Below are 11,451 nucleotides of genomic sequence, written 5' to 3'. Positions count from 1 at the left end.
CGTTGTCGGATACCACCATGCAAGGATAGCCCCGCATCTCGGCAATCCGATCCAGCTCCCTGGCGACACGGATGCCCGACAGCGACGTGTCGACCACCGAGGCCAGGCATTCCCGACTGAAGTCGTCGATCACGTTCAGGATACGGAACCTGCGCCCCTCGGAGAGCGTGTCGGAGACGAAGTCGAGCGACCACCGCTGGTTCAGCCACTGCGGGATTGCCATAGGTGCTCTGGTCCCAATCGCCCGCTTGCGTCCGCCCCGTTTACGCACTGTTAACCCTTCTTCGCGGTAGATCCGATAGAGCTTCTTCCAGTTCAGCTCCCAGCCCTCTCGTTTCAGCAGGATGTGCAGGCGCCGATAGCCGAACCGACGACGCTCAGCCGACAGTTCCCGCAGCCGCGCCCGCAGCGCCTTGTCCTCCGACAGCTTCGGTTGCCGCCGATATACACGCGGATCAATCCCAGCCAGGGCGCAGGCCCGCCGTTGGGTATAGCTCTTCTCCTTCATGGCCCAGTCCACGGCACGTCGCCTCGAACCGGGCCTCAGAAGTTTTTTCCCAGCATCTCCTTCAACGTCGCCACGTCGAGCATCTGCTCGGCAAGCATCTTCTTGAGCTTGGCGTTCTCGGCCTCCAGCATCTTCAGCCGCCGGGCGTCAGACACTTCCATGCCGCCATACTTCGAGCGCCACTTGTAAAACGTGGCGTCGCTGATCCCGTGCTTGCGGCACAGCTCCTTCGCACCAAGACCAGCTTGGTGCTCCTTCAATATGCCAATGATCTGCTCTTCGCTGAAACGGCTTCTCTTCATCGTCTGTCTCCTCAGTTGGAGAACAGGCTAACCTCAAAGCGAGGACTTTTCAGGGGAGCAGGTCAATGCGCCCACATTACTGTTGCTCTGCCTCCTGAATAGGATCCAATTAAGCAACACCAGACATTAAAACGACACACAGTAGCGGTCAATCTGGGCTCAAAGCTCCCATTTCAGGCACCCGAAGAACCCTATCCCTTCCCAATCGGCACCACATTCTCGGCGCCGTCGGAGAGTTCATCAAAATCAAAGTTATCCAACCGCGCCGCACGCTTCCCAGCGCGTTCTGCCGCCGTTGTGATCCCCTCGACATCCCGGCGCGCCTGATCGAAATGGCTCTCCAACTTACCCGCGCGCTCGACCACCAGTTCCACGTCGCGGTGCAGGTTTTTTAGCATCTTCCTGATCTCACCCGCCTGTTCGCGCATCCGGGCGTCTTTCAGGATCGCGCGCATGGTGTTCAGGGTCGCCATGCAGGTGGTGGGCGAGACGATCCAGACGCGGGCCTCGAACCCTTCGCGGACCAGTTCGGGGAAGTTGGCGTGCAGCTCGGCATAGACGGCTTCAGACGGCAGGAACATCAGCGCACCATCGGCGGTTTCGCCTTCGATGATATACTTTTCGGCGATGGCCTTGATATGCGTCTTGACCGCGATGCGCATCGACTTTGCCGCCTCGTTCACCTCGTATTGCGTGTCCGCGGCACGTAATTTTTCATAGGCTTCCAGTGGAAATTTCGAGTCGATCACAATTGGCCCCGGCGGGTTGGGCAGGTGGATCAGGCAATCGGCGCGTTTGCCGTTGGACAGGGTCTGTTGCAAGTCATAGCTGTCCTTCGGCAGCGCCTTAGACACGATATCATGCAGTTGGATTTCGCCAAAAGCGCCGCGTGTCTGCTTGTTTGACAGGATATCCTGAAGGCTCAGCACATCGCCGGACAGCCGCGTGATGTTGTCCTGCGCCTTGTCGATCACCGCCAGCCGTTCCTGCAACTGCGTCAGGCTTTGGGTGGTTTTCACCGTGTTGCCTTGCAGGCTTTCCTTCATCCGGTCCTGCAAATCCGACATGGCACGCGCCGATTTCATCGCATTGTCATGCAGTCGGTCGTTCATTTGCTGCTGCACATGCGCCAGACGCGTTTCCATCGCCTGCAACACCTGCGCCTGACCCGACGATTGCGCATCCGACACCGTGCGCAGGCCGCCCGACAGCTGATCCTGCCCGGCACCCAGCACCTGCACGGCTTGACCAAGGCCGCCCATATCACGGGCCAGGTCTTGGGTCATGCGCGCCGATTGCCCCGCCCGACGCACCACGACGATCAGCAGGGCGAACATCAAAACCGCCAGCACAGCGCCGCCAATCACCAACAGGGTCATCGGGTCCGCGAGGTTGTAACTTGTATCACCAATCTGGATCATGTGCGGCCAAACAGCCTTTCGATATCTGCGAGTTTCAGTTCCACATAGGTGGGGCGCCCGTGGTTGCACTGGCCGGAATGGGGCGTGGCCTCCATTTCACGCAGCAGGGCATTCATCTCCTCGGGTCGCATCCAGCGACCTGACCGGATCGAGCCGTGACAGGCAACGCGGGACAACACGGCCTCGACTTTGGCCTGTACCTTGTTGCTGTCACCAAGGTCCGCCAGTTCGTCCAGCACGTCCTTGATCATCGCGGTCGCGTTAATCTCGCCCAGAATGGCCGGGGTTTCGCGCACGGCGACGGCATCGCCGCCGAAGGGTTCGATGACAAGCCCCATCTGGGCAAGGTCATCCGCGACTTCCAGCAGCCGCGCCACGTCACCAGCCGATAGCTCGACAATTTCTGGTATAAGCAGCGCTTGCCGGGCCACACCGTTTTCCGCCATCTGACGTTTGAGTTTTTCATAGACCAAGCGTTCATGCGCCGCATGTTGATCCACGATTACCATACCGGTTTCCGTCTGCGCGATGATGTAGTTCTCGTGCACCTGCGCGCGGGCAGCGCCAAGGGGCAGCGCCTCTTGCGGGCATTCTGAATCAGGCTCGATCACCGGATCGAAACGGCCGGAGGGCGCCGACATTTCGGCAAAGCCCGGCATGTCAGAGCCGGGGGCCTGCGAGGTGTAGGCGTGCCGTATTGCGCCCGCGCCGGGGCGGTCCATTTGATAAACGCGCGCCGCTGGTTGTTCAGGTCGCATCGCACCCAAGGTCGCGCCCGCAACCGTGGTCGAGGCGCGGTGCCCAGCGTTTGCCAACGCGTGCCGCAACCCCGACACGATCAAGCCACGCGCGAGGCCCGGTTCGCGAAACCGCACCTCGGATTTCGCGGGGTGGACGTTCACGTCGACCAGATGCGGGTCGCAAGTGACAAACAGCGCCGCCGCCGGGTGCCGGTCACGGCTGAGGAAATCGAAATAGGCCGCTCGCAGCGCGCCGGTCAGCAGCTTGTCCTTGACGGGGCGGCCATTGACGAACAGAAACTGGGCCACCGCCGCGCCGCGCGAATAGGTTGGAAGCGCCGCAAACCCTGTCAGGCGCAGCCCGTCGCGTTCCGCATCAATCTGGATCGCATTATCCGAAAAATCGCGCCCAAGGATCGACCCAAGCCGCCCGCCCAGCGCATCGAACATATCGCCGGTTTCAGGATCGGCGCGGAAAGTCACGCGCCCCTCGCCCCCGCCCGACACATCACGCAGGGTGAAACCCACATGCGGTTCAGCCATCGCAAGGCGCTTGATCACGTCGGTGATCGCCTGAGCCTCGGCCCGATCGGTGCGCATGAATTTCAGCCGCGCGGGTGTGGCGAAAAACAGATCGCGCAACTCAACCACCGTGCCGCCAGACAATGCGGCGGGTTTCACAGGGCTTGCAACCCCGCCGGCAACGCGGATCGTAGCGGCATCGAAACCGTCGGCCCGCGAGGTGATCGTCAGCCGCCCCACTGACCCAAGCGACGGCAATGCCTCGCCCCGGAAACCAAAGGTGTGAATGTCCAGAAGGTCCGATCCGTCGATCTTAGATGTCGCATGGCGCGAAAGTGCCAAAGGCAGATCATCGGGGGCAATACCGCACCCATCATCGGTGACACGGATCAGAGTTTTGCCGCCATCCGCATAAGCGACTTCTACCCGCGTTGCACCCGCATCCAGCGCATTTTCCACCAACTCCTTGACGGCAGATGCGGGGCGTTCCACGACTTCACCTGCCGCGATGCGATTGATCGCAGCGTCATCCAGCTGGCGGATCATCAGGCGGCGGTGAAAGGCACGCGCCGGGCTTATATGGGGGCTGTCCTCGGGCATACCACAAAACCTAGCATATCGCGCGCCGATTCGACCATCGCGAAATCACCGAGGCTTTGCCGGCTAAGTGGCTAGTTTGACACAACGCCTTCGGGCTGGCCGACGATCACGAAATGCAACGCATCGGGGTCATAAAGGCGCGAAGCAACACGCTTTGCGTCCTCTAGCGTGACCGCCATCACCTGATCGTTGCGCGTGGCGATATAGTCGACCGCCAAGCCTTCCATCTGCATCGAGACCATGATGTTGGCGATATTCGCGTTGCCATCGAAACGCAGCGGGTATGAGCCGGTCAGATAGGTCTGCGCGGCGGTCAGTTCCGCCTGTGTAATGCCGTCCTCGGCAATCTTTTCCCATTCGGCCCGCACCACGTCGATGGCTTGCCCCATCGTGTCGTTCTGGCTGGAAAAATGCCCCATGATCGTTTCCGACAAATCAGGATCGGCCAGATAGGTGCCGATGCCATAGGTCAGCCCCCGTTTTTCGCGCACCTCTTTCATCAGGCGCGAGTTGGAACTGCGCCCGCCCAGCACCTCGTTCACGACGAAAGCGGCGAAAAAATCGGGGTCTTCGCGATCAATCCCAGCCTGACCGAACATCGCGACCGATTGCGGCGTGTCGAAGGGCACAACCGTGGTGCCACCGTCCAGCGCGAAATCTGCGCGGGGCGGCATGGGGGCGCCCGTCGCGGGCAGCCCGTCAAACAACTGGTCCAGCAATTCGCTCAGCTCATCCGCGGTGATGTCGCCCACCGCCGACACATAAATCCGATCCAGCGCAATGGCGTCCGCCATCGCCGCCATCAAGTCATCGCGCGTCAGCGCGGCCACGCTGTCAGACGTGCCTGACCGATAAGAGCCATAGGGATGGTCGCCAAATGCCATCTTGTCCCAAGTGTTGCCCGCGATTGCATTGGGGTCAGTCACGCGGGACGACAGGTGCGACATGACCTGCGCGCGCACACGTTCGATGGCGGTGTCGTCAAACCGAGGCTGAGTCAGCGCAGTGTGCAAAAGCGCGACAGCCGCATCGCGGTTCTCTGTCAGAAACTGCGCCGAGATAGTGATCGCGTCGTCATAGGCGCCAAACCCGAACGATGCAGCAAGACTTTCGCGCGCTTCAGAAAAGGCGCGCGCGTCCATGTCGCCTGCGCCTTCTTCCAGCAACCCGACCATCAGGTTCACCGCGCCGCGCTTGCCGGGCCGATCCAGCGAGGTGCCGCCACGAAACCGGATTTCCAAAGCAGTAAATGGCAGGCTGTGTTCTTCAACCAACCATGCGTTGATGCCGGCGGGTGTCGTGATTTCCTGAATGGCAATCTCGGCGCGGGCGGGGAAGGTTACAATCAGCAACGTGACAAAAGCATAAATCAGACGCATCATTTCATTTCCTCTCCACCTTCGGGAACAAGCCAGCCGGTGACGGATCGGCGATCATCAAACAAATCGCGCGCCGCTTCCATAACCTGTTCGCGCGTAACGGCCTGCAACACGTCCGGCCAAGCCTGAACATCCTCGATCGTCAGGCCCGAGGTCAACGCACGGCCATAACGCTGCGCACGCGCCATCGCGTTGTCTTGCGCATAGATCTGATCGGCGCGGATTTGAAACTTTATGCGCTCGAACTGTTCTGGGTCGATGCCAGTTTCCAGAAACTTCGCGATCTCGCGGTCCAATGCCGCTTCAGCTTCGGCCAGGGTGGTGTCTGGCGTTGGATAAACGACCAGCGAAAACTCGGTATCGTCCAGCATCACCGATCCATAACCCGCGCCCGCATAGACCGCGATGGGGTTTTCGAACTGAAGCGCACGGCCAAGCACGGACGTCGCCCCGTTGCCACCAAGAATATCGGCCAGATAGACCAGCGCGGCGGCCTGTTCCTGCGCACCCGTGTCACGTTCAGGAGCCAGATACTGACGATACACGTAAGGTTGCGAGACACGCGGATCTTCAAACCGCAAGCGACGTTCGGCCAGATGCGGCGGCTCGGTCAAGCGTTCGCGTTCGGTCAGATCGGGTGTGGGCTTCAACGGGCCGTAATGCTCTTGCGCCAGCGTGCGAACCTCGTCGGGGGTCACGTCACCGGCGACGATCAGGATCGCGTTGTTCGGCGCATAAAACCGCTTGTAAAACGCCAGAGCATCCGCCCGCGACAGTTGCGCGGCTTCGTGCCGCCAGCCGATGATCGGCGTGCCGTAGGGGTGGTTCAGAAACGCCGCCGCATTCATTTGTTCATGGAACAAGGACGAGGGATTGCTGTCCGTGCGTTGCGCGCGTTCTTCCAGAATGACGTTCCGTTCGGTCGCAATGTCATCTTCCGTCAGCCGCAGGTTACGCATCCGGTCGGCTTCCATCTGCATCATCAGACCCAGACGGTCGGCGGCGACGCGTTGGAAATAGGCGGTATAGTCCTGCGACGTGAAGGCGTTATCCGACCCCCCGTTTTCCGCAACGACCCGGCTTAGCTCGCCTGCTTCCATGTTGTCGGTGGCCTTGAACAACAGGTGTTCCAGAAAATGCGCGATGCCGGACACGCCGGGTTCCTCGTCCGCCGCACCCGCGCGATACCACAGCATGTGCACCACCACCGGCGCACGGTGGTCTTCGATCACCACGACCTGAAGCCCGTTGTCCAAGGTGAAATCGGTGACGCCATCCTTTGCGACGGCAGACGCACCAAGCCCTATGGCAAAAAAAGCAGCAAGAAGAAACCGCATCAATCGCTCCTATTTGTTCGTGGTCAAATTACGCCCGATCGCGCGGGCTTCAAGACGGGCAAACGCAGTTGTGATCGGGCGACGGAAAAGGGGGCCGACCGGCCCCCGTCATTGCGCCATTATTGCGCCACCACCGGGTTGGGTGGGGCGGCAGGTGTCCAGATGCCCAGACGGCGCAGGCGCTCAAGCTCGCGGTGCTGGTCAAGTTCTTGCGCCTCGTAGGCGCGGTAATAGACGTTCACGTTAAACAAACGCTCAAGCACCTTGCCCCGGTTTTCCTGTCGCCATTTCAGGTCTTCGGCAGCCAGTTGGGTGCGAATTCCAGATGCGACGCCATGTCGGCTGGCCGCCGTCACCAGCGCCCCTTCGCCACCCCGAAGACCAGTGTTGCGAAGCTGTCCGCCAAGCGCTGCCACCGCGTCGGCATTGGGGGTCGGATCGCTGAGGTTGCTGGCCCCCGGCGTCGGTGGCGGCAAATCAGCATAACTTTTCGGCTCTTGCAGCGGTTTGGTCGGCAGAATCGAGAATTCGTCCGGACCGCTCTGGCTTGCCCGGAAGTTCATCAGATCGGGATCACCGCCGGAACAGGCGGTCAGAAAAATACCAGCGCAAAGAGCGGTCAAAAGCTTTACGGAATAACATCTCATGTGACGCAGAACCCTCGTTTCCTACCGCTTCTTAGCCCATCTGGAAACGCGCGTCACGGGGTCTTCTTCGATGAAGAGAAGAGAACCAGACCAATGGCGCCCGCAAATACGAAAATGTCGGCCACATTGAACGAAAATGGGTTCTGTATGCCGCAGCAGGACATGTTCAGAAAATCCACGACGGCACCGTAATATATGCGGTCCACCGCATTTCCCAGCGCGCCACCAACCAGCAATCCGGCCGAGATGTGGGCCAGTCGACCAAGCTTTTCCTTACGAATCCAGACGACGACCCAAGCCGAGATCACAACGCTAAGCGCCACCAAAACCCAACGCATCGTCACGCCGTCTGACCCAAACAAGCCGAAATTGACGCCGGTGTTCCACGCCATCTGATAGACCAGATAAGGGGGCCAGATCTGGACCACGCCGACGCGGTCCAGATCAAGCACGTATAGCGCATGATACTTGGTGCCCTGATCCAAAGCGAAGGCCAGAATGGCCGCTATCAGCAACACACGCATGGTCAGGTCAGTGCCGGAAATGGCGCATGCCAGTGAACACCATGGCAAGACCGGCTTCGTTAGCGGCGTCGATCACCTCGTTATCGCGCATCGAGCCACCAGGCTGGATCACGCAAGCGGCCCCTGCCGCTGCAGCCTCAAGCAGACCATCAGGGAAGGGAAAAAACGCATCCGACGCCACAGCCGAGCCTTTGGCAAGGCTTTCAGGCAAACCAAGCTCGTCCGCCATCCGCTGCGCTTTCGCGGCAGCGACATTGGCGCTGTCCAGTCGGCTCATTTGGCCCGCGCCCACACCGACAGTCGCAAGGTCTTTCACATAGACGATCGCGTTGGATTTTACGTGCTTGCCGACCTTCCATGCGAACAGAAGATCGCGCAATTGCTCATCCGTCGGAGCTTTTTCGGTCACAACCTTCAGATCGTCCATCCCCACATATCCCACGTCTTTGTCCTGCACGAGCAGACCACCAGAAACCTGCTTGTACGCTGTCAGCGGCGCGCGGGGATCGGGCAAGCCATCCGTCAGCAGAAGGCGCAGGTTTTTCTTGGCGGCAAATATCTCGCGCGCTTCGTCGGACGCACCGGGGGCGATGACGACCTCGGTGAAAATCTCGGTGATCTTCGCGGCAGTTGCTGCGTCCAGAGGCCGGTTCAGGGCGACGATGCCACCAAAGGCCGAGGTGCGGTCGCAGTCGAACGCCTTTTGATACGCCTCGGCCAACGTCGCGCCTTGCGCAACACCGCACGGATTCGCGTGTTTGATGATCGCAACGGCGGGGCTGTCGGCAGGGTCAAACTCCGCCACCAGTTCAAACGCAGCGTCGGTGTCGTTGATGTTGTTGTAGCTAAGTTCCTTGCCCTGCAACTGCTGGGCCGTCGCCACACCCGGACGGTTCGACCCATCGGTATAGAACGCCGCATTCTGGTGGCTGTTTTCGCCATAACGAAGTGTCTGTTTCCACTTGCCCGCAAAGGCGCGCCGATGAGGTGCTTTCAGTTCAAGTGCATCGGCCATCCAGTTCGAAACAGCCGCATCATATGCCGCTGTCCGCGCATAGGCTTTCTGTGCCAGTTTCTTGCGGAGTTTCGGGCATGTCGACCCGTCGTGCTGATCCAGATCACCCAACAGCTTGGGGTAGTCTTCGACATCCACCACCACGGTCACAAAAGCGTGGTTTTTGGCCGCTGCGCGAATCATTGCGGGGCCGCCAATGTCGATATTCTCGATACAGGTTTCATCATCGGCGCCCGAGGCAACAGTTGTCTCAAACGGATAAAGATTCGCTACAAGCAGGTCGATGGCCCAGATGCCGTGTTCTTCCATCGCCGCAACATGATCATGATTGTCGCGTAGGGCCAACAGGCCGCCATGCACCATCGGGTGAAGGGTTTTGACGCGCCCATCCATCATCTCGGGAAAGTCAGTGACATCGGCCACGTCCTTCACCGCCACGCCCGCATCACGCAACACCTTGGCTGACCCGCCGGTGGACAGGATTTCAATCCCGCGCTCTTCCAGCGATTTGCCCAGATCAATCAGGCCGGTTTTGTCGGAAACGGAAATCAGCGCGCGGCGCACGGGATGAAGGTCGGTCATGGCTGTTGGCCCCTTTGGCTCTTAACTTGGCAGCTCCGCCACATCGCCGCGTTCAAGGTCGCGCAAAACCGACGGGGTTTCCTGCGCCTTGGCCAGCGTCCAGCGGATGCGTGTCGCATAATCCATTGCGACGCCAGATAGAACCACTTGTTTCGTTTTGCGCGGCTTCAAACGTGTCTTTTCCAAATAAACGCTGCCCTCCAGCGTCAATTCGCCACGTCCTTCAAAGCGGAAAACCCAGATTTCCCCGGACCTGAGCGCCATGGATACAGCTGTTCCCCCCAGATCAAGCGTCGCATCCACGTCGGGGTGCAAGTGGAAACGGACGTGATACTGGACGCCTTGCAGCGCCACCTGGTCCATCGCGCGATCAAACCGCGCCTGGTCTGCGTCGGCGACGGCGGCCAGCGTGTCTTCGCCCGACACACCACGCCCATCCGGGCTAAGCTCAATCCGGCGCATATGGGTCAGGCCGTGGCTCGCGACATAGCCATCATGTGCCGCGACCACACCAATGCCGGTGCCGGTGGCGTCGTCCTGGCGTTGCAGATGGATGTGCGCTGGCGTTGTGGTCAAAAAAACCTTCGCTCCACCGCCATAGTTCTGAGCCGCGCCCAACCGTGACGATGACAGACCGGCCAGCCCCAGAACGGAATGTGATGGCGTGGCGCGTCCGGCCTTGTGCCATTCCGCGCCGAAATGCGCGCCCGACCCGCAATTCACGATCAACGGACGCCGCCCTGAAGTCAGCTCAAATGCAAGGGTCGAGGCATGGGCATTCGCAGATGCGAGCCCGGTTGGGGGCCGCGCGGTGTCCATGATCAAGCTAGACCGCCCCGCGTTGAGGCGCGTGTATCCCATCGCAAGCCCAGTAAACGGCCGCGCCCGTACACCGGACGATGCAAGCGCATGGTCCAGTCGCCCCTCAAGTCCACGCCCACCGCCATGAAACCGCGCCAGTCCACCATCAGCGTGTCTGAGCGCGCGCAAGGTCGGCGCGATCCGCTTGATCGCCTTAACGTGCGCTGGATCGGCCTGTCGACCGCTTTCGGACAAGGCCTGTGCGGCCCAGTTCAGAAGCGTAAATACATCCAACAACTCTTCGGGGTTACGGGTGGGTATCCCGCCCTCGGCGTCGATCTGATCGGCACATTCCCGCGCAAGCGCCTTCACGGCGGGGGCGACGTGACGTTCCATCCCCTCAAGCCCCAGCCCAGCATAGATCAACCCGGTCAGCGCCTCGAACCGGGGCAGGCCGGGGGTGGCGGCGTGCCACCTGCGCGATAAAAAGATGGTCTGCTGTCCAAGCGAGCGGAAGAAGGCCCGGCTTTGGTCGGAATCCATCCCGGCCATCAGGAAAATCGCATGGTTGATCCAGCGGATCAGCCGTCGCCCGGTCAGATCCGGCGTCCATCCGTCGCCGACGCCCCGGCCATACCGCTCTATCCAGCCCAGGACCCAAGCCTGCGCCCGTTTGCGGGCCTCGCTATCACCCACGCTTGCCAAGTCATCCAGCCAGACAAACCCTTGCGTTTCTTCGGAATAGCCTTGGCTGGGCGGCGTGATATCCCACATGTTGGCATCCGGCGCATTCACAAGATGGCCTGCAAACAGATAGTTGCCCGCGATCAACTGCTTACCGCGCGCATAGGCGCCGATGGTGCGGGGTTCCGGTTGCGAAACAAAGCCGGTCGCAGGCCGCGCACGAGCCGCGCGCTTCGCCTGCCAGCGATTCGCGAAACGGGTTTTAAACCCGGAAAAGCCGTCTTGATGAACCACGGGGACGCCTCGCCTCAATCATTCAACAGCGTTGAACTTGCGCCCCTCTCTGATGGGGGCTTTGGGAAAAGCATACAGACCCGCATGACGAGAGT

Annotated in this window: 8 protein-coding genes and 1 pseudogene; all 9 read right to left on the bottom strand. The window is 60.5% G+C overall.

The features are described from left to right. A pseudogene (locus tag MN186_RS10515) lies at positions 1 to 810 on the bottom strand (IS3 family transposase); the annotation flags it as partial. 191 nt (positions 811 to 1,001) lie between these two features. Continuing rightward, entirely contained in the window at positions 1,002 to 2,231 is a 1,230-nt protein-coding gene (locus MN186_RS10510) for a DNA recombination protein RmuC (protein WP_242114317.1), read from the bottom strand. After that, on the bottom strand, positions 2,228 to 4,093 hold the full coding sequence (mutL, locus tag MN186_RS10505) for a DNA mismatch repair endonuclease MutL (RefSeq protein WP_242114316.1): 1,866 nt from the start codon (positions 4,091 to 4,093) through the stop codon (positions 2,228 to 2,230). Before mutL ends, MN186_RS10510 begins: the two co-directional genes overlap by 4 nt. A gap of 71 nt (positions 4,094 to 4,164) precedes the next feature. Beyond that, positions 4,165 to 5,472 (bottom strand): M16 family metallopeptidase, encoded by a 1,308-nt coding sequence (locus MN186_RS10500; RefSeq protein ID WP_242114334.1) that lies wholly within the window; start codon positions 5,470 to 5,472, stop codon positions 4,165 to 4,167. Then, positions 5,472 to 6,809 carry a M16 family metallopeptidase gene (locus MN186_RS10495; protein ID WP_242114315.1) on the bottom strand — a complete coding sequence of 446 codons (1,338 nt, stop codon included), beginning with the start codon at positions 6,807 to 6,809 and terminating at the stop codon, positions 5,472 to 5,474. The genes MN186_RS10500 and MN186_RS10495 overlap by 1 nt, the downstream gene beginning before the upstream one ends. Positions 6,810 to 6,928: 119 nt before the next feature. Further along, positions 6,929 to 7,456, bottom strand: a complete 528-nt coding sequence (locus MN186_RS10490; RefSeq protein ID WP_242114314.1) for a DUF3035 domain-containing protein — start codon at positions 7,454 to 7,456, stop codon at positions 6,929 to 6,931. A 53-nt stretch (positions 7,457 to 7,509) separates the two neighbouring features. Further along, positions 7,510 to 7,980, bottom strand: coding sequence for a signal peptidase II (lspA, locus tag MN186_RS10485; protein ID WP_242114313.1), 471 nt, complete (start codon positions 7,978 to 7,980; stop codon positions 7,510 to 7,512). A gap of 7 nt (positions 7,981 to 7,987) precedes the next feature. Then, positions 7,988 to 9,577 carry a bifunctional phosphoribosylaminoimidazolecarboxamide formyltransferase/IMP cyclohydrolase gene (purH, locus tag MN186_RS10480; protein ID WP_242114312.1) on the bottom strand — a complete coding sequence of 530 codons (1,590 nt, stop codon included), beginning with the start codon at positions 9,575 to 9,577 and terminating at the stop codon, positions 7,988 to 7,990. A 21-nt stretch (positions 9,578 to 9,598) separates the two neighbouring features. Beyond that, complete coding sequence (locus tag MN186_RS10475) at positions 9,599 to 11,356, bottom strand: heparinase II/III family protein (protein ID WP_242114311.1); 1,758 nt, start codon at positions 11,354 to 11,356, stop codon at positions 9,599 to 9,601. Between the last annotated feature and the right edge of the window lie 95 nt (positions 11,357 to 11,451).

Source organism: Aliiroseovarius sediminis (assembly GCF_022678485.1).
Taxonomy (GTDB): domain Bacteria; phylum Pseudomonadota; class Alphaproteobacteria; order Rhodobacterales; family Rhodobacteraceae; genus Aliiroseovarius; species Aliiroseovarius sediminis.
The sequence above is the reverse complement of the archived record's forward strand: the minus strand, read 5'-3'. Positions and strand labels throughout refer to the sequence as shown.